The following is a 22,208-nucleotide window of genomic DNA, read 5'->3' on the forward strand; positions in this document are numbered from 1 at the left end:
GGATGACCGGCGGCGTTGTCCGACCGGCGGGCGCGACGGCGCCCGACCCCCGTACCGTCACCTCCTGAGCCTATACTTTCGGGATAGCGTGCGCGGCCGACCGGTTCTCCGGTACGGCCGGCATCCAATCCCGAGGCATTCAAGCATGGCAAGCGCAGACAAAGAAACCGTATCCTCGACCCTCCATGCCCTCGGTGGCGTTGCACGCTCGCGCCGCACCCGGCGCATCGGCCTCGGCCTGCTGATCTTCCTCGTTTTATTCGGACTGCTCGGGTTCTTCGCGGCGCCGCCGCTGATCCGCCATATCGCCGAACAGCAACTGAGCCAGCAGCTCGACCGCCCCGCCACGATCCGGCGCATCGCGCTGAACCCGTACACGCTGAACCTCGAAGCCGACGGCATCCATCTCGGCGACAAGGGCGGGCAGGGCGACTTCATCGACATCGCGAAGCTCGTCGTGCGGCCGTCGTGGTCGTCGCTGTTCCGCGGTGCGCCGATCGTCAATGAAATCCGCCTCGACTCGCCGCGCTTCCATATCGTCCGCTACGATGCGCAGCGCTTCAATTTCACCGACCTGATCGAGAAATTCTCGACGCCGTCGCCCAAACCGGAAAGCAAGCCGACGCAGTTCTCGGTGTCGAACATCCAGGTCAACAACGGCCGGATCGATTTCGACGACCGCCTGCTGAACGAAAAGCACGTCGTCGACAACTGGACGCTCGGCATTCCGTACATCGCGACGCTGGCATCGAAGACCGACATCTTCGTCGAGCCGAAGCTGCGCGCGCGCTTCGACGGCAGCCCGATTGCGATCGACGGCAAGACCAAGCCGTTCGCGCAGTCGCGCGAATCGGAGATCGCACTGAAATTCGACGGCCTCGACGTGCCGAAGCTGATCTCGTACGTGCCCGCGAAGCTGCCGGTGGCCGTGACGAGCGGCCTGCTGAGCAGCGACCTCAAGGTCAATTTCGTGATGAGCGGCGAGACGCCCGCGCTGCGCGTATCGGGCACCGTCGACCTGAACGACGCGAAGGTGACGGACCGCGCGTCCGCGCCGCTGTTCGCCGCGCGCGGCGTGCATGTCGCGGCGGCCAGCCTCGAGCCGCTGCGCAACGCGTTGCACTTCGACGAGATCCGGATCGACCAGCCGGTGGTCGACCTGTCGCGCGACAAGCAGGGCGTGCTGAACGTCGAGAAGCTCGCCGCGCAGCCGGCAGCCGCATCGAACGCCGCGGAGGGCAAGCCGGCGGCGCCGGGCGCCGCGGCCGCTTCTGCGGCTGCGGTAGCCGCCGCCAGCGGCGCAAAGGTCGAAGCCGCCGCGAAGGCGGCGCCGCCGCTCGACCTGACGATCCGCCATTTCGCGATCGACGGCGGCACGGTCAACGTCGACGACCGCGTGCCGGCAACGCCGACCGCGCTGTCGCTCACGAAGCTCGCCGCGACGCTCGACGGCTTCTCGATGCAGGGCAAGACCCCCGCGAAATACACGCTGTCGACGTCGCTGTCGCGCGGCGGCGACGTGACGGCCGAAGGCACGTTCAATCTCGCGGAGAAGCAGGCCGACAGCAAGCTGACGGTCGCCGCCCTCGCGCTGCCGGCGCTGCAACCGTACCTCGGCGAGGCCACGCGTGCGCGCGTGCTCGACGGCACGCTCGGCGCCACCGTCAACGCGAAGGCCGACTGGGGCAAGACGCCGCTCGCCGCGCAGGTCGCCGACAGCACGGTCAGCCTGAAGTCGCTGAAGATCGCGACGCCCGACGCGAAGGCGCCCGCGATCGTGTTGCCCGACGCGAGCGCGAAGATCGCGAAGGTCGACGTTGCCGCGCGCACCGCGGAGATCGCGAGCGTCGACGCCAGCGGGCTCGCGCTCGACGTGCAGCGCCTGAAGGACGGCAAGATCGACCTCGCGGCGCTGGCCGAACCCGCGCAGGCGTCGGTGCCGAAGCGCACGGTCGCGCGCAAGGCCGAGGCCGCCGCGCCGTCGTGGCATTACCGGATCGATGCGCTGAACGTGAAGGATTCGTCCGCGAACTTCACCGACCTGTCGACGCCGCGCCCGGTGAAGCTGGCGATCAAGCCGCTGGACCTGTCGGTGCAGAAGATCAGCGACGACATGAGCAAGCCGCTGCCCGTGCAGTTGAAGGCGACGCTGAACCGCAAGGGCTCGCTGAACGTGACGGGCGACGTGACCGCGCAGCCGCTGAAGCTCGGCCTGAAGATCAACGGCAACCGCCTCGACGCGGCCGCGTTCGAGCCGTACTTCGGCAGCGCGCTGAACGCGACGATCGCCAGCGCGCTGCTCAACGCGCAGGGCAACCTGACGTTCGCGCAGGTGAAGGACGCCCCGCGCGCGACCTATCGCGGCGACGTCGCGCTCGTCGACGTGCGGATGCTCGACAAGGCGACCTCCGACCCGTTCGCGGGCTGGCGCTCGCTCGCGCTGACGAACCTGAAGGCGAACTACGACGAGAAGGGCACCGACGTCGACGCGGCGCGCGTGACGTTCTCGAACTTCTACGGCCGCGTGCTGCTCGATGCGCAGGGGCGGCTGAACCTGAAGGACGTGGTCGCGAAGGAGACGGGCCCGGCGCAGTCGCTCACGCGCGACGCGAGCAAGGGCGAACCGGTGCCGCTGTCGCCGGGCGTGACGCCGCCGGCTGCCGCGCAGCAGGCATCCGCGCCGGCCGCCGCGTCGGCGACGGTGGTCGTGAAGGCCGCGCAGCCGCCGCAGAACCCGGTGCGGATGCATTTCGGCGAGTTGCTGCTGCAGAACGGCCGCGTCACCTACACCGACAACTTCATCAAGCCGAACTACACGGCGAACCTGGTCGCGATCAAGGGCACGGTCGGCGCGTTCGGCACGGATTCGACGACCTCCGCGCCGGTCGACGTCGCCGCGAACCTCGCGGGCAACGGGCCGATCTCGATCAAGGGTTCGGTAAACCCGCTGATCGAGAAACCGGCGCTCGACCTCACCGCGACCGCGCACGACATCGAGCTGACCAACCTGACGCCGTATTCGGCGAAGTACGCGGGCTACCCGATCACGAAGGGCAAGCTCAACGTCGACCTGCATTACGAGCTCGCGAACGACCAGCTGAAGGCGAACAACCACATCTTCATCGACCAGCTCACGTTCGGCGACCATGTGGAGAACGACACGGCGACCAGGCTGCCGGTGAAGCTCGCGATTTCGCTGCTGAAGAACACGCGCGGCCAGATCGACGTGAACCTGCCGGTGTCGGGCTCGCTGTCGAACCCCGAGTTCAGTGTCGGCGGGCTGATCTGGCGCGCGGTGCTGAACCTGATCGCGAAGGCCGTCACGTCGCCGTTCTCGCTGCTCGCGCATGCGTTCGGCAGCGGCGGCGAGGATCTCGGCTACGTCGAATTCGCGCCGGGCTCGTACCAGCTCGACGACGCGCAGCAGAAGAAGCTCGACACCGTCGTGAAGATGCTGACCGAGAAGCCGTCGATCCGCCTCGACCTGATCGGCCGCGTCGACCCGGCAAAGGACACGTCGGGGCTCGGCGACGCGTACGTCGAGCGGCTGGTGCGCCAGCAGAAGCTGAAGGACGTGATCGGGCAGGGCGAGAGCATCGACCCGATGTCGGTGAAGGTCGAGCCGGCCGAGTACAGCAAGTACCTGACGCGCGCGTACAAGGCCGCCGACTTCAAGAAGCCGCGCAACCTGATCGGCCTGCAGAAGACGCTGCCCGATGCCGACATGAAGAAGGCGCTCGCCGAACACGCGCCGGCCGACGACAACGCGCTGCGTGCGCTCGCGCAGCAGCGCGCGCAGGCCGTGCGCCAGTACCTCGAGGGGAAGATCGATTCGAGCCGTGTGTTCGTCGTCGCACCGAAGCTCGATGCGAAGGGCATCGACGACAAGGGCGCGACCACCCGCGTCGATTTCGGCCTGCAGTAAGCAGGCCGTCCGCCGCCGCTGCGCCCGTTCCTCCGTTCGGGCGCGGCGGCGCGCTGCCTTCAGCGCGCGGCGATCGCCGGTTCCTCGCGCTTGCCCAATTCCTTCTTCGCGGCCAGCGGCAGACGCGCGTCGTCCCACTGCGCCAGCCATTCGACTTCCTTCGCGGTGAACACCTGTCCGTAGTTGCGCAACGCGTACTGCAACGCGTCGACGACGTGGTGGCGAATGATTTCGGGGGTGCGTGCATCGTCCAGCACGAACCGGAGGGCTTCCAGGGTCGACATACTCTTGCTCCGGGTCAGGGAAAACCCTTTATCACACGCCAATAGTCGCGCGCCAAGCCTGAAAAAAAATCGTGCGGCGGGTGACGCCGCGGACGGTGGCCGATGCACCGGGGCGGTGCTTGCCGGTGAGCGCGCGATTCCGCAACGCGCGCCCGGCCACGCTGGTTTGCGACCGCATCGTGTCACTTGCGATTGGTTACGTTTGATAGAAAACAGAAAGCCCCGCTTCATGCGAACGACCCACGGCGCAGCCATATTCTTGCGCGCCTGATGGCAAGTCACGCAGTTCAACGTCAATCGATGAGGTGGGGTGATCATGTCTTTCCTTGGGAAGCAGCGGAAGTGGGTGGGGATGGTGGCGGGCGCGCTGGCGCTCGCAGGCGCGGGCGCGCATGCGGCGCAGCAGGACGGCAACCGTCAGGGCGCGGACCGCGGCCGCGCGAGCCGCGTCGTGAAGCACGTGCTGCTGATCAGCGTCGACGGCCTGCACGAGCAGGATCTCGCGCGCTGCATCGGCGCGAACACGTGCCCGAATATCGCGGTGCTCGCGAAGAGCGGCGTGACCTACACGAATGCCTATACGCCCGGCCTGTCGGATTCGTTTCCGGGCCTCGCCGCGCTCGTGACCGGCGGCTCGCCGAAGACGGCCGGCCTGTTCTACGACGTGTCGTACGATCGCAACCTGTACGCGCCGGGCGACACGAGCTGCTCGGGCAAGCAGGGCTGGAACGTCGTGTTCGACGAGACGACCGGCATCGACGCGGAGAACGGCGGCGCGCTGGTTCACCTGAACGGCGGCGGCGCATTCAATCCGCAGGCGATCCCGAACGCGAAGGTCGACGGCAAGTGCGTGCCGGTCTATCCGCACAACTACGTGAAGACCAACACGGTGTTCGAGGCCGTGAAGGCGGGCATCCCGAACGCGACCACCGCGTGGGCCGACAAGCACGCATGGGGCTACGACTGGCTGAACGGGCCGTCGGGCACCGGCGTCGACGATCTCGCGCGCACCGAGATCAACTCGATCGACCCGGCGACCCAGACGGACTACACGGACGTCTATTCGCATACCGCGCAATTCGACAACCTGCACGTGCAGGCGCTGATCAACCAGATCAACGGCCGCGACTCGACGGGCACGAAGCGCGCGCCGGTGCCGACGCTGTTCGGCGCCGATTTCCAGACGCTGAGCGTCGCGCAGAAGGCGGTGGTGACGAAGGGCGGCGGCTACCTGGATGCGAACTTCACGCCGAACGGGCAGGTCGCGAACGCGATCACGTACGTCGACAACGCGATCGGCCATGTCGTCGAGGCGCTGAAGCAGGCGAACCTGTATTCGTCGACGGCCGTGATCGTCACGTCGAAGCATGGCCAGTCGCCGACCGATCACACGAAGCTCGTGAAGAACGGCGACACGCTGACGAAGCTGCTCGAAGCGAACAACTATCTCGACCCGAACGGCAACTTCGGCCAGAACAACACGAAGACGGGCAACCTGAACGACGGTTCGGGCCTGGTCGGCACGGGCTTCGTGCAGACCGACGACGTCGGCCTGATCTGGCTGCGCGACCGCAACCAGCGCACGGCCGTGGTGCAGACGCTGAAGGCGAACCTGGGCTGCAACGCGCCGGGGATCTGCGCGGACGGCCCGCAGGCGTACATCCTGTACGGCGCGGCGCTCGCCGAGCGGTTCGGCGATCCGGCCAACGGCCGCACGCCGGACATCGTCGTCCAGCCGAATCCGGGCGTGATCTACACGTCGAGCACGAAGAAGGACGAGGAGCACGGCGGCAACGCGCCGGACGACAGCCACCTCGGCCTGCTCGTGTCGTATCCGGGCCTGCATCGCGCGCGCACGGTGACCGACACGGTCGGCACGAAGCAGGTCGCGCCGACGATCCTCGGGCTGCTCGGTGCCGACCCGCGCCTGCTGCATGCGGTGGTGGCCGAGAATACCGGCGTGCTGCCGGGGCTCGGTATCGGTCGCTGAGCGACGCGACGCCGCAGGACTGCCCGCCGCCGGACGCGCGGCGGGCGGCCTGCGTGTCGCGTGAGGTGCCGCGCGAGGTGCTGCCCGCGTCTACTTCGCGAACAGCACCGGCATCATCTGCACCGCGCAATCGTGCATGCGCTTGCCGATCGCCTGCACGTCCGGCTCGTCCTGCGCCATGAGCGAATCGCCCGCGCGTTTCATCGCCGCATAACTGCCGTGCATCGCCGCATACAACGGAATCGGCGACGTGGCGCCGGGGCCGGGCCCTTCGAAATAGCCGGTTGCGGCGAGTTCGCCCAGGTAGTAGGTGTACAGCGCACCGACGTGGTTCGCCTGCAGCCACCCCATCAGCTGGATACGCCGGTAGACCGACACGAGGTCGTCCTTCGGGCGCGAGCCGAGTGCGACGAAGATCTGCAGCCGCGCGAGCCAGTTGCCCTTGCGCGCGGCCTCGACGAGCGCCGTCCACTGCGCGGGCGTCGTCGAGCCGGGTTCGCGCAGGCTGCTCATGTAGTCGATCACGGCCTGCTGGTCCGGAGCCGGGCCGATCTGGTCGGGCGACCTGCACACGAAGCGGGACACGTCGATGTCGGCATCGCCGAGATTGTCGAGCTCGTGCTTGATCTTGCCGTACACGTCGTCGAGCTGTTTCTGGACGTCGTCCCTCGACCATTCGGCCGGCAGCGGGCCCAGCCACACGAGTTCGTCGTCGTTGGCCGCCGCGGCCGCGCGGTAACGGGCGAGCGCGGCATCGCGGCGCCGGGCGGCCGCGGCCTGCTCGTCGCGCGTGTCGTTGGCCATGCGCTGCGCGACGAGGTTGACGGCGTCGGTCAGTTTCGCGCAGCGGGCGAAGGCGGCGTCGCGGCGCGCCCAGCACGCGTTGTCGACCGTGTAGATCCAGCGGGTGTTGACGGTCTCCAGCACATAGTGCGTCTCGCCCGCTTGCCGTGCGACGGCGGCATGCCCCTTGTCATCGGTCACGCCTTGGGACAGCACCTTGCCGTCGTGCGTGGTCCAGCTGTAGGGCTCGCTGCTCAGCGGTATTTCGCTGCCGCTGTCGCCGGTCAGGTTGATCGCGTAGCGCGTCGTCGGCTTCGTTTCGGCGTGCGCGACGCCGACGGCGGCGAGCGCGGCGAGCGCGACGGCCGCGCAGCGGCGCCGGGCCTTCCTCGGGTGCGTGATGGCGGGCGGCTCGTGGCCGTGGTGTGACGACGGGGTGTTCATTGCCCTCTTTCTCCGTTGTTGTTCTCGTCGTGCTTCGTTCGACGACGCGCGAGTGTAGCAGGCGGGTATCGCGACGAACGGCTTGAATTCTGTCGCCCGTACCGGCATATTCGCCACGCATCACCCGTTCAACGACGCACCGAGAGGTTTGTTCATGCGCCTTCTGCTTGCCCTGCTGCTGCCGTGGTTCCAGTTCTTCACGATCGGCCGCCCGATCGCCGGGATCATCTGCCTGATCCTGCAAATCACGATCGTCGGCTGGCTGCCGGCCGCGATCTGGTCGGTGTATGCGCTGAGCCAGTACAAGACCGATCGCAAGATCGAAGCGGCGCTGCGCGGGCAAAAGTAAGCGCCCGGGCGATTCCCCGTATACCGGGCTTCGTCGATCCGGCAGCGGAAGCGGCGAGTTCCGTGCGCGTCGTCGGCTATCCCGGCGGCGCCCCTTCCAGCGCCTCCGCCCGCGCGAACAGCCAGTCGACGAACGTGCGCAGCGACGCATCGCCGTCGTCGCGATACAGGCAGTGAAACGGCGGCCCTTCCAGGTGGACTTCCGGAAACAGCGCGACGAGCCGCCCGTGCTCGAGATCGTCGCGCACGACCGCGCGCGGCGCGAGGCACACGCCGAGCCCGCTCGCGGCAGCCTTGGTCATCAGGAAGAACTCGCGATAGAACGGCCCGCGCAGCGTCTCGGTGACGACCGAGCCCGCCTGGTGGAACCAGTATTGCCATGCCTGCGGCAAGCCCGCGTAATGCAGCAGCGGCGCGTTGCGCAGGTCGGCCGGCGTGCGCGCGTCATCGAGCACCGGGTGGCCGGGCGCGCACACCGGCACCGCCACGGTCGCGAGCAGCGGCCGCGACACGAACCCCTTGCGGCGCAGCTCCGGCGTATAGCGGCGGATGACGATGTCGCAGGTTTCGTCGAACTGGTCGCGTTCGGTGTCGGGCGTCGTGACGAGTTGCACGTCGATATCCGGATGCCCGGCCTGGAATGCGGCCAGTTGCGTGAGCAACCATCCATGCGCGAACGACACCGACGTGTTGATCCGCACCGGATGGCCGCCGACCGGTTCGAGCATCTGGCCCGTGGCCTGCGCGAGCCGGCCGAGGCAGCTCGCGACGTCGACGAGGTAATGCCGCGCGCGCGGCGTGAGCCGCAACGAGCGCCCGTCGCGTTCGAACAGCTTCTGCCCGAAGAACGATTCGAGCACGCGGATCTGCTGCGCGACCGCGCTCTGGGTCACGTTCAGTTCGTCGGCGGCGAGGGTGAGGCTCTGCAGGCGGCCGGCAGCTTCGAAGCTGCGCAGCGCATTCAGGGGCGGCAATCGGCGCATCGTGAGATCGCGAAGAAAAGCTACACAGTGGGTCAAAAAATGTCGTTTGTGGCGGCCGGGGCGCCTCCCTATCATGGCGCCGACAGGAGAGAACGCCCCGATGACGATCATATCGCCACCCGACGCCCGGGCAACCGGATTTCGCCACCGTCTTCGCGTCCGGCGCGCGGCACGTCGTGCGACGAACCGCCCGGCCGCGGTGCCGCCCGTGCGCGGCCGCGGCGCGCTGGCGCTCGCCTGTGCCGGACTGTTCGCGGCGCTGACCGGATGCGCGACGAAAGCCGACAACGAGCGGCAGATCGGCAACGGCGGATCGCTGGTGCGCTACAGCTCGAGCCAGACCGAAGTCGACCTGACCGATGCCGAGCAGCAGACGCTGCGCATGCTCAGCGACCGCCGCTATGCGGACGCGACGCAGGCGCGCGCGCTCGACGCGGTGGCCGGCGCGCTGCGCGCGCAGGGTTATGCGCCGGTGACGGTCGATCGCGATTCGGGGCTGGTGGAAGCGGGGCGCAGCGACACGCTGATCCCGAAGTGGCGTCAGCTGCTGCGCGGCGCGCTGAAGGCGCGCATCGGGATGCTGCCGACGAAGCCCGATCATGAACGCGTGGCCGCGATCGTGACGGTTCGGGCGGGGCGGGACGCGCACGTCGCGATCGTGCGGGCGCGATTCGATCGTACGGTGTGGGACAGCGCCGGCGATTCGCGTACCAAGACCGTCATGGAGCCCGAGTACTACCAGGCGTTCTTCGCGGAAGTGGACAAGGCGATGTGCGCGACGAAGTGCGAGCGGTGAGCGGGGTGCGCGCCGGCGCGTGAAAGCGTGAATGCCGGGGAGGAGGATCGCCACGGCGGCGTGCCGGCGGCGACGGTGGCGCGCCGGAGGCGGATTGCGCGGAACGGGCCCGGCATGCGCTCCGGCGTGCAACGCGGAAGGAGCCTACTTCACCGCGAACAGCGTCAGGTTCATGAAGATCTTGAACGCGTAACCGAGCGTGACGGCGCCGATCACGCCGCCGGCCCACAGGACGACGAACCACATCCAGCCGCGCATCCGCGGCCGGGGGGCCGCCGCGGCGGAGTGTTCGGCGGAATCAGTGGTGGTAGTAATGCTGGTCTTCATGGCGCACCTTGCCTCGGAATACCCAGTAACCCATCGTCGTGTAGGCGATGATGATCGGGAGGATAACCGCTGCGCCGACCAGTGTGAAGGTCTGGCTGGAGCGCGGCGCCGCGGCTTCCCAGATCGTCATCGTCTGAGGAATCGCATACGGGAACAGCGTGACGAGCAGGCCGACGTAGCCGAGCAGCACGAGCGCCAGCGCGAGCACGAACGGCGTCATGTCATGCCGGTCACGCACCGCGCGGCGCATCCATACCGCGCACGCCGCGACCAGGAACGGCACCGGCAGCAGGCGCCAGAACAGCCCCGAATCGAACCAGCGCTGCGCGATGGCCGGATCCTGCAGCGGCGTCCACAGGCTGACGACCGCGATGAAGCCGAGCAGCACGAGCGTCAGCGGCCACACGACGCGATGGAGGCGCCGCTGCAGGTCGCCTTCCGTCTTCGCGACGAGCCAGCAGCAGCCGAGCAGCGCATAGGTCACGATCAGGCCGAGGCCGGTCAGCAGGCTGAACGGCGTGAGCCAGTCGAAGGCATCGCCCGCGAACACGCCGTCCTTCACGTTGATGCCCTGCAGGAACGCGCCGAGCGCGATCCCCTGGAACAGCGTCGCGCCGGCCGAGCCGCCGATGAACGCCAGATCCCACAGCTGCTTCGTGCGCCGCGCCTTCGCGCGGATCTCGAACGACACGCCGCGGAAGATCAGGCACACCAGCATGAAGATCAGCGGCAGGTACAGCGCCGACAGCACGGTCGAATAGACGACCGGGAACACTGCGAACAGCCCGGCACCGCCGAGCACGAGCCACGTCTCGTTGCCGTCCCACACGGGCGCGACCGTGTTCATCATCAGGTCGCGTTCCTTCTCGTCCGGGAAGAACGGGAAGACGATGCCGATGCCGAGGTCGAAGCCGTCGAGCACGACGTACATGAAGAGCCCCAATGCGATGATCGCGGCCCAGATTACGGTGACGTCCATAGGTTTTCTCGTGTGCGGAATGGGGTGGACCCGGGGTGGGTCAGACGGTCTCGATCAGCTCGTCGACGGCCGACATCGGGCGGCGCGCGGTGTGATCGGGGCGCGTGTCGGGTGTGTCGTCGTGCTTCACGTCGGGCAGCGCGGGGCCGGCCTTCATCAGCTTCAGCATGTAGTACACGCCGGTGCCGAACACGAGGAAGTACACGATCACGAACGTCATCATCGACAGGCTGACCTGCTGCACCGACAGCGGCGACACCGCATGCGCGGTGCGCATCACGCCATACACGACCCACGGCTGGCGGCCCGCTTCGGTCGTGACCCAGCCCGCGAGCAGCGACACGAAGCCGGTCGGGCCCATCACGAGCGCGAAGCGCTGGAACCACTTCGATTCATACAGGCTGCCGCGGCGGCGCAGGAGCCACGCGAGCGCGGCGAGGCCGATCATCGCGATGCCGAGGCCGACCATGATCCGGAAGCTCCAGAACACGACCGTCGAGTTCGGGCGGTCTTCCGGCGGGAATTCCTTCAGCCCGCGGATCTCGCCGTCCCAGCTGTGCGTGAGGATCAGGCTGCCGAGGTGCGGCACCTTCACCGCGTAGCGGGTCGTTTCCGCCTTCATGTCCGGGATGCCGAACAGGTTGAGCGCGGTGCCGCCCTTCTCGGTTTCCCACAGCCCTTCGATCGCGGCGATCTTCGCGGGCTGGTGTTTCAGCGTGTTGATGCCGTGCTGGTCGCCGATCACGGCCTGCAGCGGTGCGAGCACGAGCAGCAGCCACAGCGCCATCGAGAACATCTTCTTCACGCCCTTGTCGCGGCGGCCCTTCAGCAGGTGCCATGCGCCCGTCGCGGCCACCACCAGCGCGGCGACGATGAACGCGGCGATCGCCATGTGGAACAGGCGGTACGGGAACGACGGGTTGAAGATGATCGCGAACCAGTCGGTCGGCACGACGCGGCCGTCGACGATCTCGAAGCCCTGCGGCGTCTGCATCCAGCTGTTCGACGCGAGAATCCAGAACGTCGAGATCAGCGTGCCGATCGCGACCATCAGCGTCGCGCCGAAGTGCGCGCGGGGGCTCACGCGGTTCCAGCCGAACAGCATGATGCCGAGGAAACCGGCCTCGAGGAAGAACGCGGTCATGACCTCGTACATCAGCAGCGGCCCGGTGACGGCGCCGGCGAAGCTCGAGAAGCCCGACCAGTTCGTGCCGAACTGGTAGCTCATCACGACGCCGGAAACGACGCCCATCCCGAACGCGACCGCGAAGATCTTCGACCAGAACAGGCAGAGGGTTTTGTAGTACTGCTTGCCGGTTTTCAGCCAGCGATATTCGAGGACGGCGATGAAGCTGGCGAGGCCGATGCTCAGCGCCGGAAAGACGATGTGAAAGGAGACGGTGAACGCGAATTGCAGGCGGGCCAGATCGAGGGCCGAAAGAGCGGTGTCCATACCAGTTGACCGAGGCTGACGATACCCGCCGGCGGGTGCCGGCGGACCCCGGCGGACGGGCGTCGGGGTTGGCTGGAGTATGGGCCGCGATGTTGCACCGCGAAATGCGCCAACTCGTCGCAGATGTCCAGCCCGCCGCGCGCGATTCCGGGGTAAATCGTTGATTCGTATCAAGAAGGCTGCTTGCGGCGCGCGCGGCCGCGGCGTGGCGGTCTGACGCACGTGCGTCAATATGGCGCGTCGCGTCATCGGAACGGTTCGATCCGGGCGCGAACGCTGCGCGACACCGCCCCCCTCGGCGCCCGCGCGCGGCCGAACCGTTGCGGTGCGTTATCGCGTAACGCACCCGCTCGTGCCGGCGGGCCGCGGGTGATGGGGTCTGTCACATCGGTAACGCCGCGCAACATTGGCGCGTGCGCCCGTAATGGATGACGGATCGCGCGCGGCGTAGCGTTCGGTATGTCGGGTTCGCATCGACGAACCGCCAGCCGGAGAACGTGACGTGAATGGATTGAAGCTCGCACTGGGCGCGGTGGCCGCAGTGGCGATCGCGACGGGCGGCGTGGCGCATGCCGCCCGGGTCGGGGTCTATGTCGGCCCCGGCTACCCGTATTACTACCCCGTCGTCCCTGCGCCTTATTACTACCCGCCGCCCGTCGTCGCGGTACCCGTCGCCCCGGGGCCGCCGCCCGAGTACGTCGAGAAAGGGCAGCCGCAGGACGACGGCGACGCGAACGTCTGGTACTACTGCGACGCGTCGAAGCATTACTACCCGCATGTGAAGACCTGCAAGTCGGGCTGGCGATCGGTGCCGGCACGGCCGCAGTGACGGAGGCGCGACGATGAAATCCCTGTTTCGACCACTGCGCGTGCCGGCCGCGCTGGCGCTGGCCGGCCTGCTCGGCGCGTGCGCGTACATGCCGACCGGGCCGAGCGTGATGGCGCTGCCCGGCACCGGCAAGTCGTTCGACCAGTTCCGTGCCGACGATGCGAACTGCCGTCAATACGCGTTCGAGCAATCGGGCGGCGTGAGTGCCGGGCAAGCGTCGACCGCGAGCGCGGTCGGCAGCGCGGCCGTCGGCACCGCGCTCGGGGCGGCGGCCGGCGCGGCGTTCAACGGCGGCACGGGTGCGGCCGTCGGCGCAGGCGCGGGGCTGCTCGCGGGCAGCGTCGTCGGCGCCGGTGCGGCGCAAGGCTCGGCCTACGACATCCAGCGCCGCTACGACTACGGCTACCTGCAATGCATGTACGCGACCGGCAACCGCGTGCCGGTGCCGGGCGGGATGAGCGGCGGCGGTGGGGGCGGTGGATACGGCGGTGGCGGATACGGCGGCGCACCGCGCGCGGCACCGCCGATGCCGCCGGCGGGTGTCCAGCCGCCGCCGCCGCGCTACTGACGGCGGCCCGGGCGGCGGCGTGCCGCATCGCGAGCCGGTGCGCCGTGCTCGCGTCGACCGTCGCCCGTCGGCGCACACACGCTGCGTGAATTGCGTACACTCTGAGTCTCGTTTCGGCAGGGCCGGGCGCATCGGTTCCGGTCCGCGTTTACCCAGGACTCAGCGATGATCGATTTACGCAGCGATACCGTGACACGTCCGAGCCAGGCAATGCTGGCCGCGATGACTGCCGCCGAAGTCGGCGACGACGTATGGGGTGACGACCCGACCGTGCTGCGCCTGCAGGCGGTGATGGCCGAGCGCGCCGGCAAGGAAGCCGGCCTGTTCTTCCCGAGCGGCACGCAGAGCAACCTCGCCGCGCTGATGGCCCATTGCGAACGCGGCGACGAGTACATCGTCGGCCAGCTCGCGCACACCTACAAGTACGAAGGCGGCGGTGCGGCCGTGCTGGGCAGCATCCAGCCGCAGCCGATCGAGAACGCGCCGGACGGCACGCTGCCGCTCGCGAAGATCGCCGCGGCGATCAAGCCGATCGACAATCACTTTGCCCGCACGCGCCTGCTCGCGCTCGAAAACACGATCGGCGGCCAGGTCTTGCCGGAAGGCTATGTCCAGGAAGCCACCGCGTTCGCGCGCAGCCGCGGGTTGGCGCTGCATCTCGACGGCGCGCGCGTGTGCAACGCCGCCGTCGCGTCGGGCCGTTCGATCGCCGAGCTGTGCGCGCCGTTCGACACCGTGTCGATCTGCTTCTCGAAAGGGCTCGGCGCACCGGTCGGCTCGGTGCTGGTCGGCAACCGCGTGTTGATCGAGCGCGCGCAGCGCTGGCGCAAGGTGCTCGGCGGCGCGATGCGGCAGTCGGGCATTCTCGCGGCCGCGTGCCTGTATGCGCTCGACCACAACGTCGAGCGGCTCGCGGACGATCACGCGAACGCCGCGCATCTCGCGGCGGGCCTCGCGCGCATCGACGCGGTGAAGGTGCTGTCGCACGCGACGAACATGGTGTTCGCGCAATTCCCCGAAGCCGATTGCGCGCCGCTCGAGGCGTGGCTCAAGGAACGCGGGATCCTCACGCAGATGCTGTACGCGTCGCGCTTCGTCACGCACTGCGACGTGTCGCGCGCGGACATCGATACCTTCGTCGACGCGGTCGGCGCGTATTTCGCGCAGCGCCGCGCGTAACGGGGAATGCGCCGGCCGGCGGGAGAGCCGGCACGAGGTGGCGCGAAGCAGGGAGCGAAGAGGCGACGGGGGCGACGGGGCAACCCGTCTGTCGATATCGGGCGAGCCGGCGGATTACGCTTGCCGGGGTGCGTCGGCGGGGGGCGTGCCGTCGCGGAACAGCGCTTTCAGTTGCGTGCGCAGTTCGGCGCTGTCGGTGTGCTGGTGCACCAGCACCGCGTGTTGCACGGCGGCCTCCAGCAGTTCGTTGTCGGAGTCGGCGGAAATCGCGACCGAGCAATGCGTCGCGCTGGGAAACTCGCGGCAATCGATATAGCGGCGGGACATGATGTTCTCCTTGCGGGAAAGGGAACGGCCGGATGTGCGTGATCGGCCGCGCGGCGCGTTCGCGAGGCCGATGGAAAAAGTATAGGCGGCGCGGCAGGGTTTCTCGCCGCAATGCGTACCGCGCCGCGCGCCATGCACCGCCCTGGCGGTGTCGATCACCCGCGCGTCACGGCAGCGGCGCGAGCAGCCGGCGTGCCGCCTCGACGACGCGTTCCGACAACGACGCCATCGTCGGCGACTGCACGGTCCATGCGTGCCAGTACAGCGTGACGTCGGTCGGATGCGCGGGCGCGAGATCGACGAGCCCCTGCGCGTCGAGCGGCGCGGCGCCGATCAGCGGCTCCGGCACCATCGCGTAGCCGAGCCCGTGCCGCACCGCCGCGAAGTGCGAATGGGTGCCCGGCACGTAGTGGCACGGGTAGGCGCCCTCGGGCAGCCCGAACTTCTCCTTCAGGAACGACGACTGCAGCGTATCGCGCCGCGAGTACGCGACGACGGGCGCCTTGCGCGCGCTCGTGCGGTTCAGCCCGCGCGGGAACCAGCGCACCGCGAACGCGGCGGCCGCGAGCAGCCGGTAGCGCATCGTGCCGAGCGGTGTCGCGAGGCAGCCGCGCATCGGCTTCGGCTCGGTCGTCACGCAGCCCACCGCCATCCCGCTTTCGAGCAGCGCGAACGTGTGGTCCTGGTCTTCGACGATCAGCTCGAACAGGATGCGCTCGCCGGCGAGTACGGACGTCAGTGCCGGGAGAAACCACGTGCCGAGGCTGTCGGAATTGAGCGCGATCGTGACCGAGATCGGCGATTCGCGCTCGGTCGCGAGCGTGCTTTGCAGGTCGGCCTGCAGCAGCGCGACGCGGCGCAGGTGCTGCAGCACGCGCTGCCCGGCCACCGTCGGGCGGCACGGCCGCGTGCGCAGCACGAGCGGCGTGCCGAGGCTCGCTTCCAGTGCGCGGACCCGCTGTGTGACCGCTGATGCGGTCACGTGCAGGCGCACGGCCGCCTGCTCGAAGCTGCCCGTGTCGGCGACGGCCAGCAGTGCGGCGGCCTGCTTCGGATCGATCGTCATCGACATGTCGGTGGCATTCCTGTGAACGTAAGACGAGAGGAGCCGCTAGTGTAAGGCAGCCCGCACGCGCGCCCGGTTGCGGCGCATCGTGCTGCCGTGCCGCATTGGTCGTCGGAATCGGCCGAGACATCGCGCACACCGCATCCCGGTGGTGCGCGCATTTTGAACTAGGCTATATGAACGCGCGGAACCCGGGCATGTGCCATGCCTGCACTCCGCGCGCGGACGATCGCGCGTCGCGCGCAAGCCGCGGCGCGGGCGTCGTGACGATTCCCATTTGACGGAGACGAACATGTCGATTCGACTAGGCGAGGACGCGCCCGATTTCACCGCGGAGACCACCGAGGGAACGATCCGCTTTCATGAATGGATCGGCGACCATTGGGCGATCCTGTTTTCCCATCCGAAGGATTTCACGCCGGTATGCACGACCGAACTCGGCTACATGGCCGGGCTCAAGCCGGAATTCGACAAGCGCAACACGAAGATCATCGGGCTGTCGATCGATCCGGTCAGCGATCACCGGAAGTGGGTGGCGGATATCGCCGAGACGCAGGGTCACGCGGTCAACTATCCGCTGATCGGCGACGACGAGCTGAAGGTCGCGAAGCTGTACGACATGATTCATCCGAATGCGAGCGGCGGCCCGCGCACGGCGGTCGACAACGCGACCGTGCGCTCGGTGTTCGTCATCGGGCCGGACAAGAAGGTCAAGGCGATGCTCGTTTATCCGATGAGCGCGGGACGCAATTTCGACGAGGTGCTGCGCCTGCTCGACGCGTTGCAGCTCAACGCGCAGCATACGGTGGCGACGCCGGTCAACTGGCGGCCCGGCGACGATGTCATCATTCCGACGTCGGTGTCGGACGATGCGGCGAAGCAGAAGTATCCGCAGGGCTTCCGGACGCTGAAGCCGTACCTGCGTTACGTGACGCAGCCGGGCTGACGCGCCGTGCCGGCCGGATGCCGGCAGTGCAGGACCGTGACGGGGCGGCCCGCGCGGCGGCCGCGGCCGCGGCGGCGGCGGCGCGGGCCGGACAATGCGCATCAACCAGCGACGGAGCGACTTCGCGATGATCTTCCGGCAACTCTTCGACCCGCAATCGTCGACGTATACGTACCTGCTCGCCGACCGCGCGTCGCGCAAAGCGCTGCTGATCGATCCGGTGTTCGAGCAGGTGCGCCGCGACGCGGCGCTGCTCGACGAGCTCGGGCTGCGGCTCGTCGCGACCGTCGACACGCACGTGCATGCCGATCACGTGACGGGCGCGTGGCTGCTGAAGCAGCGCACGGGCAGCACGATCGCGATCTCGGCCGCGAGCGGCGCGCAGGGCGCCGATCGTTATCTGAACGACGGCGACCGCTGTGCGTTCGGCGCGCGCTACCTGACCGTGCGCGCGACGCCCGGCCACACGAGCGGCTGCATCAGCCTCGTGCTCGACGACGAATCGATGGCGTTCACCGGCGATTGCCTGCTGGTCCGCGGCACCGGCCGCACCGACTTCCAGCAGGGCGACCCGCGCGCGCTGTATCGCGCGGTGCACGGCCGGCTTTTCACGCTGCCGGCCGCGTGCCTGCTGTATCCGGCGCACGACTATCGCGGGCTCACGGTGACGAGCGTCGGCGAGGAGCGGCGCTTCAATCCGCGCCTCGGCGGCGATCTGAGCGAAGACGATTTCGCGGGCTACATGCGCAACCTCGGGCTCGCGCACCCGCGCCAGATCGATGTCGCGGTGCCGGCGAACCTTCAATGCGGCGTCGCCGCGAACGCGCCCGATGCGCAGGCGGCACCCGACTGGGCGCCGCTCGTCTATACGTTCGCCGGGTTCTGGGAAATCGATCCGCAATGGCTCGAGGATCATTTGCAGGCGGTGCAGGTGGTCGACGTGCGCGAGCCGGACGAATTCACGGGCCCGCTCGGTCACCTGCCCGGCGCGATGCCGATTCCGCTCGGCGAACTGGCCGCGCGTGCCGGCGAGATCGCGCGCGACCGGCCGGTCGTGACCGTGTGCCGGGCCGGCGGGCGATCCGCGCAGGCGACCGTGATCCTGCTGAAAGCCGGCTTCGACACGGTCGCCAATCTCGGCGGCGGGATGCTGCGCTGGCGTGCCGAGGGGCGCGTCGTGATGGACGGCCGGTCGTAACGGCACAAGTCGCACGACAAAAAATTCCGGACCGCTGTCGAAACGGCCGGGTGCCGTTCGTCGTCAAGGTATCCGATCACGTGGCGCCGCACGACGCGGCGCCGAAACCCGGAGAGACCGCACGATGATACCGACGCTTTACGCCCATCCCTTTTCGTCCTACTGCCAGAAGGTGCTGACCGCGCTGTACGAGAACGGCACGCCGTTCGCGTATCGCGTGCTCGCGCACGACGATCCGAAGCCGATGCAGGAACTGGCCGCGCTGTGGCCGCTGAAGCGCTTTCCGGTGCTGGTCGATGCCGGCCGCACCGTGATCGAGGCGTCCATCATCATCGAGTACCTCGGCCTGAACCATCCGGGCCCCGTGCGGCTGCTGCCCGACGATCCGCACGCGGCGCTCGAGGTGCGCACGATGGATCGTTTCTTCGACAACTACGTGTCGACGCCGCAGCAGAAGGTCGTGTTCGATGCGCTGCGGCCGGAAGCCGAGCGCGATGCGCGCGGTGTCGCCGATGCGCGCGCGATGCTCGACACGTCGTATGCGTGGCTGGACAGGAAGATGGCCGATCGCGAATGGGCGGCCGGCGACCGCTTCAGCCTCGCCGACTGCGGCGCGGCGCCGTTCCTGTTCTATGCGGACTGGACGCACCGGATCGATCCGTCGTTCGCGAACGTGATCGCGTATCGCAAGCGTCTGCTGGCGCGGCCGTCGTTTGCGCGCGCGGTCGACGAGGCGCGGCCGTATCGCCCGTTCTTTCCGCTGGGCGCGCCCGATCGCGACTGAACGGCGCGGGCGTCGCGCGGCGCGCCGACGCCGCGCATGGCCGGCAGCGCGTGCCGGGGCGACGGAACGAAAGCAGCGGCAGCATCGCGGCGTCTCCCGTTACATCGTGCGGGTGGCCGACTGCGCGAGCGTCAGCAGTTCGTCGAACTGCGTGATCAGCTCGAAGCACAGCAGGAACGCGAGCGTATAGGCCGGCGCGGGGAAGCGCCGGATCGTCGCCAGCACCTGCGGCGCGAAGCGCGAGCGGATCGCGTTGCGCGTCAGCAGCCACGCGATCGCGATGCCGATCGCGGCGCCGGCGATCAGGTCGGTCGGGTAGTGGAAGCCGAGATAGGCGCGCGGTACGCAGATGAACACGACCGCATACAGCAGCGCGAGCACGCCGACACGGCGCGCGATGATGAAGATGCCGGTGGCGATCGCCATCCATAGCATCGCGTGATCGCTGGGAAACGAACTCCATGCCTGCAGCGTGGCCGCGCGCAGGCCTGCCGACGGGAAGTGCAGGTGCAGTTCGGGGTTGTAGATCGGCCGCACGCGGAACGGCAGCACCTGGGCGAGCAGCCGGCCGAACGCGAGCGCAATGAGCCCGCTCGCGATCGTCGCGACGACCAGCTCGCGCTGCCGCTCGCGGTTCGGGCCCGGCTGGAACCACAGCCAGCACAGCACGGGAATGAGCACGAAGCCCTTGAACGTGTACAGGCCCGCGATCACGCGGATCGCGTGATTCATCAGCGGTCCGAACGTGATGTGGGTGAGGAAGGTCTGGATCGTGGTATCGAAATTGTTCATGTCGTGCGATCCCGGCGGACGCCCGATGCATCACACGCGGCCGGCCGGATCTGGAAGCGCGCTCGCACCGGAGCGCAACGGGGGGCAAGTATGTCACCCGTTATTTCGAAGAAAATGCGAAAAAATACCGGGAATCCCCTGATGAAACGGGGCTGTGCGATGGGGCCGGATGGGCGGGCGCCGTGTGGCGGGGGGATCGGAATCGTCCGATATTTCCGCGTCGATGCGCGCGGCCATCGGAAAAATAATCGGTAGAACTGGACAGTCGCGCCGGCCGGTCTGGATCTTGCACCGGATGAGCGGTTCTCGCGCCGGATGCGCGCGAATCTGCCGGGCCGCGCGGCGTCATGCGTGCGCCGATCGAAAATAAAAGAAAAGGCGGGCAAGCCCTGTGGGGCTGCCCGCCACGTGCGTGCGGTGCGGAAATTCGGCGGCGCCGGATTCGTGCCGTGAGCGCCGGGCGGCCGCGGCGCCGTCAGCCGCGCCGGATGCCTTCTGGCAGTGCGCTGATGCGGCGCACTTCGGGCGAATCGAGCCACGCGCGCGACGTCGCGCAGTCGGCGAACATGTCGGTCGCATCCTCGCCCCAGAACAGGTCGCCGTCGAGTTCGAAGGTCGGCACGCCGAATACGCCGTGCGCGATCGCATCGTCGGTGTTCGCGCGCAGCGCGTCCTTGACCGGCTGGGCTTCGACGGCCGTCACGCCTTCCGGGAAGCCGACGGCTTCGCACAGTGCGGCGAAGCCTTCCGGCGTCGACACGTCCCGGCCGTCGCGCCAGATATGCCGGAAGATCCGGCGGATCGCGTCGGGTGAACTGCCCATCGCGATCGCGAGACGCAGCGGCCTGATCGGATTGAACGGGTGCGCGGGCGGCATCCGGAACGCAATGCCGAGCTTGTCCGCGCGATATTGCGCGTGGCGATAGGTGAAGACGCGTTTCGCCGCGATCTCGGCCGGCGCTTTCTGGCCCCAGTGTGAGAGCAGTGCGCCGAGCACGATGGGCCGCGGCGCGAACGCGGCGGCGGCCGGCAACCGGTCGAACTGTTCCTGCTGCAGGTAGGCGAATGGCGACACGAAATCGAAATACCAGATGGCGGTGCGCGCGGCGTTCATGGTGGCTGCCCTCATGGGTGTCCGGTTGGCGGTGGCATGCGCGGCACGCCCGCAGGCGGCGCGCGATGCATGCATCGGCGGCCAGTGTCGCACGCGGCTGCCCTTTGCATTGTTGCTGTAGCGCTGTTGCGTGGCGGGGCGCGCGCCGCCGGTCATGACGCCGTGTCGCCGTGGCCTGCTGCCGGCGCGAACTGCGCGAGGCTGTCACGTACGGCCGCCGCATCGTAGCGTGCGCCTGCGCCGCCGAGCGCCACGGTCGCCTTCTGCGCGAGCGGCAGCAGCATCGCGAGCGCTGCCGCCATGGCCGGTGCGGCGGCGAGCCGCGATTTCGGGCCCGACACGGTCAGCGCGCCGACACACTCGCCGGCCGCACCGAACACGGGTACGGACGCCGAAGCCGTCTCGGGGTCGCGCTCGCCGTACGACGCGGCCCAGAGTCGTTCGCGCACGTCGTGCCATTGCGCATCCTGCGTGTCGGTGAACGCCAGCAGCACCTTCCCGGACGCGCCCTGGCGAACCGGAAATTCCTCGCCGACACGAATCGACACGCGCACCGCGCGGGCGGGCTCGACCCGGTACAGCACCGAGCGCATGTCGCCCTGGCGCACGTAGAACGACGCCGTTTCGCCGAGTTCGCGGCTGAGCGTTTCGAGCAGCGGCTCGACCACCGGGCCGACCCGGAACGAACGCTGGTACAGCGCGGCGAGCCGCAGCGGCTCGTGCCCGATCGCGTACTGGCCGTCGTCGAGCTTGCGCATGAAGCCACCATGCTCGAGCGCGGCGAGCAGGCGCAGGATCGTGCTCTTGTACAGCCCGGTGCGGCGCGACAGCTCCGCGAGCGACAGTCTGTCGTCGGTCTGCCCGAAGGCGCGGAGGATCGCGAACGCGCGATCGAGGACGGCGACGCCGCTGGACGCTTCTTCGGCCGGCGAATCGGGCTCGCTGCCGGCGTGATCGGTGTGAGTCGTAGGCACTGCCTGCTTCCTTCAGAGGATGATCGGTCGACTATATCGTTCTGTCTGACAGAACTCAAGTTCCAGAAAATCGCAATTTCACGGGTATACCCCGCTTACAGCGCGTTCGACGCACGCTT

At 68.4% G+C, this 22,208-nt stretch carries 21 protein-coding genes; 10 read left to right on the top strand and 11 right to left on the bottom strand.

What is annotated here, in order from left to right; translation table 11 throughout:
• Nucleotides 1–145 precede the first annotated feature (145 nt).
• On the top strand, nucleotides 146–3,925 hold the full coding sequence (locus tag E9536_RS16115) for a DUF748 domain-containing protein (protein WP_136470162.1): 3,780 nt from the start codon (nucleotides 146–148) through the stop codon (nucleotides 3,923–3,925).
• A 59-nt stretch (nucleotides 3,926–3,984) separates the two neighbouring features.
• Here E9536_RS16115 and E9536_RS16120 read toward each other — a convergent pair whose 3' ends face one another.
• On the bottom strand, nucleotides 3,985–4,209 hold the full coding sequence (locus tag E9536_RS16120; protein ID WP_027790361.1) for a hypothetical protein: 225 nt from the start codon (nucleotides 4,207–4,209) through the stop codon (nucleotides 3,985–3,987).
• Between the two features lie 310 nt (nucleotides 4,210–4,519).
• On the opposite strand from E9536_RS16120, the gene E9536_RS16125 reads away from it, so the two are divergent.
• Complete coding sequence (locus E9536_RS16125) at nucleotides 4,520–6,199, top strand: alkaline phosphatase family protein (protein ID WP_136470163.1); 1,680 nt, start codon at nucleotides 4,520–4,522, stop codon at nucleotides 6,197–6,199.
• A gap of 90 nt (nucleotides 6,200–6,289) precedes the next feature.
• Here the strand turns inward: E9536_RS16125 and E9536_RS16130 are convergent, their stop codons facing one another.
• Nucleotides 6,290–7,426: a hypothetical protein gene (locus E9536_RS16130; RefSeq protein WP_136470164.1), complete on the bottom strand. Its 1,137-nt coding sequence runs from the start codon at nucleotides 7,424–7,426 to the stop codon at nucleotides 6,290–6,292.
• 154 nt (nucleotides 7,427–7,580) lie between these two features.
• On the opposite strand from E9536_RS16130, the gene E9536_RS16135 reads away from it, so the two are divergent.
• Nucleotides 7,581–7,775, top strand: a complete 195-nt coding sequence (locus E9536_RS16135) for a YqaE/Pmp3 family membrane protein (RefSeq protein ID WP_021163564.1) — start codon at nucleotides 7,581–7,583, stop codon at nucleotides 7,773–7,775.
• Between the two features lie 76 nt (nucleotides 7,776–7,851).
• Here E9536_RS16135 and E9536_RS16140 read toward each other — a convergent pair whose 3' ends face one another.
• Nucleotides 7,852–8,757, bottom strand: a complete 906-nt coding sequence (locus tag E9536_RS16140; RefSeq protein ID WP_059523230.1) for a LysR substrate-binding domain-containing protein — start codon at nucleotides 8,755–8,757, stop codon at nucleotides 7,852–7,854.
• 100 nt (nucleotides 8,758–8,857) lie between these two features.
• Here E9536_RS16140 and E9536_RS16145 point away from each other — a divergent pair, with 100 nt between their 5' ends.
• Complete coding sequence (locus tag E9536_RS16145; RefSeq protein WP_136470165.1) at nucleotides 8,858–9,553, top strand: hypothetical protein; 696 nt, start codon at nucleotides 8,858–8,860, stop codon at nucleotides 9,551–9,553.
• A 144-nt stretch (nucleotides 9,554–9,697) separates the two neighbouring features.
• On the opposite strand, the gene E9536_RS16150 is transcribed toward E9536_RS16145, so the two are convergent.
• Genes E9536_RS16150 through E9536_RS16160 form a run of 3 tightly spaced genes read right to left on the bottom strand, consistent with a single transcriptional unit; the run spans nucleotide 9,698 to nucleotide 12,312 of the window.
• On the bottom strand, nucleotides 9,698–9,880 hold the full coding sequence (locus tag E9536_RS16150) for a hypothetical protein (protein WP_027790366.1): 183 nt from the start codon (nucleotides 9,878–9,880) through the stop codon (nucleotides 9,698–9,700).
• Nucleotides 9,852–10,859 (bottom strand): cytochrome d ubiquinol oxidase subunit II, encoded by a 1,008-nt coding sequence (gene cydB / locus E9536_RS16155; protein ID WP_027790367.1) that lies wholly within the window; start codon nucleotides 10,857–10,859, stop codon nucleotides 9,852–9,854. Before cydB ends, E9536_RS16150 begins: the two co-directional genes overlap by 29 nt.
• Nucleotides 10,860–10,899: 40 nt before the next feature.
• On the bottom strand, nucleotides 10,900–12,312 hold the full coding sequence (locus E9536_RS16160) for a cytochrome ubiquinol oxidase subunit I (RefSeq protein ID WP_027790368.1): 1,413 nt from the start codon (nucleotides 12,310–12,312) through the stop codon (nucleotides 10,900–10,902).
• Between the two features lie 502 nt (nucleotides 12,313–12,814).
• Between E9536_RS16160 and E9536_RS16165 the strand changes: the two genes are divergently transcribed.
• From E9536_RS16165 to ltaE, 3 genes are all read left to right on the top strand, one after another.
• Nucleotides 12,815–13,141, top strand: coding sequence for a hypothetical protein (locus E9536_RS16165; protein WP_060315703.1), 327 nt, complete (start codon nucleotides 12,815–12,817; stop codon nucleotides 13,139–13,141).
• Nucleotides 13,142–13,154: 13 nt separating this feature from the next.
• On the top strand, nucleotides 13,155–13,709 hold the full coding sequence (locus E9536_RS16170) for a YMGG-like glycine zipper-containing protein (RefSeq protein WP_060083809.1): 555 nt from the start codon (nucleotides 13,155–13,157) through the stop codon (nucleotides 13,707–13,709).
• 165 nt (nucleotides 13,710–13,874) lie between these two features.
• Nucleotides 13,875–14,888 carry a low-specificity L-threonine aldolase gene (gene ltaE, locus E9536_RS16175; RefSeq protein WP_059699840.1) on the top strand — a complete coding sequence of 338 codons (1,014 nt, stop codon included), beginning with the start codon at nucleotides 13,875–13,877 and terminating at the stop codon, nucleotides 14,886–14,888.
• Nucleotides 14,889–15,002: 114 nt separating this feature from the next.
• On the opposite strand, the gene E9536_RS16180 is transcribed toward ltaE, so the two are convergent.
• Both E9536_RS16180 and E9536_RS16185 read right to left on the bottom strand, forming a co-directional pair.
• On the bottom strand, nucleotides 15,003–15,215 hold the full coding sequence (locus tag E9536_RS16180; protein ID WP_027790372.1) for a DUF1059 domain-containing protein: 213 nt from the start codon (nucleotides 15,213–15,215) through the stop codon (nucleotides 15,003–15,005).
• 166 nt (nucleotides 15,216–15,381) lie between these two features.
• Nucleotides 15,382–16,287 (bottom strand): HTH-type transcriptional regulator ArgP, encoded by a 906-nt coding sequence (locus E9536_RS16185; RefSeq protein WP_021164296.1) that lies wholly within the window; start codon nucleotides 16,285–16,287, stop codon nucleotides 15,382–15,384.
• Between the two features lie 286 nt (nucleotides 16,288–16,573).
• Between E9536_RS16185 and E9536_RS16190 the strand changes: the two genes are divergently transcribed.
• The 3 genes from E9536_RS16190 (at nucleotide 16,574) to E9536_RS16200 (ending at nucleotide 19,209) form a co-directional block, all read left to right on the top strand.
• On the top strand, nucleotides 16,574–17,227 hold the full coding sequence (locus E9536_RS16190) for a peroxiredoxin (RefSeq protein WP_027790373.1): 654 nt from the start codon (nucleotides 16,574–16,576) through the stop codon (nucleotides 17,225–17,227).
• 127 nt (nucleotides 17,228–17,354) lie between these two features.
• Nucleotides 17,355–18,425 (top strand): MBL fold metallo-hydrolase, encoded by a 1,071-nt coding sequence (locus E9536_RS16195; protein WP_136470166.1) that lies wholly within the window; start codon nucleotides 17,355–17,357, stop codon nucleotides 18,423–18,425.
• A gap of 124 nt (nucleotides 18,426–18,549) precedes the next feature.
• Nucleotides 18,550–19,209: a glutathione S-transferase family protein gene (locus E9536_RS16200; protein WP_021164299.1), complete on the top strand. Its 660-nt coding sequence runs from the start codon at nucleotides 18,550–18,552 to the stop codon at nucleotides 19,207–19,209.
• 99 nt (nucleotides 19,210–19,308) lie between these two features.
• On the opposite strand, the gene E9536_RS16205 is transcribed toward E9536_RS16200, so the two are convergent.
• The 3 genes from E9536_RS16205 to E9536_RS16215 form a co-directional block, all read right to left on the bottom strand.
• On the bottom strand, nucleotides 19,309–20,001 hold the full coding sequence (locus E9536_RS16205; RefSeq protein ID WP_136470167.1) for a phosphatase PAP2 family protein: 693 nt from the start codon (nucleotides 19,999–20,001) through the stop codon (nucleotides 19,309–19,311).
• A 475-nt stretch (nucleotides 20,002–20,476) separates the two neighbouring features.
• Nucleotides 20,477–21,115 carry a 2-hydroxychromene-2-carboxylate isomerase gene (locus tag E9536_RS16210; RefSeq protein WP_136470232.1) on the bottom strand — a complete coding sequence of 213 codons (639 nt, stop codon included), beginning with the start codon at nucleotides 21,113–21,115 and terminating at the stop codon, nucleotides 20,477–20,479.
• 152 nt (nucleotides 21,116–21,267) lie between these two features.
• The gene (locus E9536_RS16215; protein ID WP_060083806.1) at nucleotides 21,268–22,089 is read right to left on the bottom strand and encodes an IclR family transcriptional regulator; all 822 of its coding nucleotides are present in this window, start codon (nucleotides 22,087–22,089) and stop codon (nucleotides 21,268–21,270) included.
• Nucleotides 22,090–22,208: the final 119 nt, after the last annotated feature.

This window comes from Burkholderia sp. LS-044 (genome assembly GCF_004803625.1).
Lineage (GTDB): Bacteria > Pseudomonadota > Gammaproteobacteria > Burkholderiales > Burkholderiaceae > Burkholderia > Burkholderia cepacia.

Coding starts and splice junctions, on each gene's coding strand:
- E9536_RS16170 (WP_060083809.1), top strand. CDS start 13,155: ATGAAATCCCTGTTTCGACCACTGCGCGTGCCGGCCGCGCTGGCGCTG.
- E9536_RS16185 (WP_021164296.1), bottom strand. CDS start 16,287: ATGTCGATGACGATCGATCCGAAGCAGGCCGCCGCACTGCTGGCCGTC.
- E9536_RS16180 (WP_027790372.1), bottom strand. CDS start 15,215: ATGTCCCGCCGCTATATCGATTGCCGCGAGTTTCCCAGCGCGACGCAT.
- E9536_RS16205 (WP_136470167.1), bottom strand. CDS start 20,001: ATGAACAATTTCGATACCACGATCCAGACCTTCCTCACCCACATCACG.
- E9536_RS16115 (WP_136470162.1), top strand. CDS start 146: ATGGCAAGCGCAGACAAAGAAACCGTATCCTCGACCCTCCATGCCCTC.
- E9536_RS16200 (WP_021164299.1), top strand. CDS start 18,550: ATGATACCGACGCTTTACGCCCATCCCTTTTCGTCCTACTGCCAGAAG.
- E9536_RS16195 (WP_136470166.1), top strand. CDS start 17,355: ATGATCTTCCGGCAACTCTTCGACCCGCAATCGTCGACGTATACGTAC.
- E9536_RS16135 (WP_021163564.1), top strand. CDS start 7,581: ATGCGCCTTCTGCTTGCCCTGCTGCTGCCGTGGTTCCAGTTCTTCACG.
- E9536_RS16210 (WP_136470232.1), bottom strand. CDS start 21,115: ATGAACGCCGCGCGCACCGCCATCTGGTATTTCGATTTCGTGTCGCCA.
- E9536_RS16130 (WP_136470164.1), bottom strand. CDS start 7,426: ATGAACACCCCGTCGTCACACCACGGCCACGAGCCGCCCGCCATCACG.
- E9536_RS16190 (WP_027790373.1), top strand. CDS start 16,574: ATGTCGATTCGACTAGGCGAGGACGCGCCCGATTTCACCGCGGAGACC.
- ltaE (WP_059699840.1), top strand. CDS start 13,875: ATGATCGATTTACGCAGCGATACCGTGACACGTCCGAGCCAGGCAATG.
- E9536_RS16120 (WP_027790361.1), bottom strand. CDS start 4,209: ATGTCGACCCTGGAAGCCCTCCGGTTCGTGCTGGACGATGCACGCACC.
- cydB (WP_027790367.1), bottom strand. CDS start 10,859: ATGGACGTCACCGTAATCTGGGCCGCGATCATCGCATTGGGGCTCTTC.
- E9536_RS16140 (WP_059523230.1), bottom strand. CDS start 8,757: ATGCGCCGATTGCCGCCCCTGAATGCGCTGCGCAGCTTCGAAGCTGCC.
- E9536_RS16145 (WP_136470165.1), top strand. CDS start 8,858: ATGACGATCATATCGCCACCCGACGCCCGGGCAACCGGATTTCGCCAC.
- E9536_RS16160 (WP_027790368.1), bottom strand. CDS start 12,312: ATGGACACCGCTCTTTCGGCCCTCGATCTGGCCCGCCTGCAATTCGCG.
- E9536_RS16150 (WP_027790366.1), bottom strand. CDS start 9,880: ATGAAGACCAGCATTACTACCACCACTGATTCCGCCGAACACTCCGCC.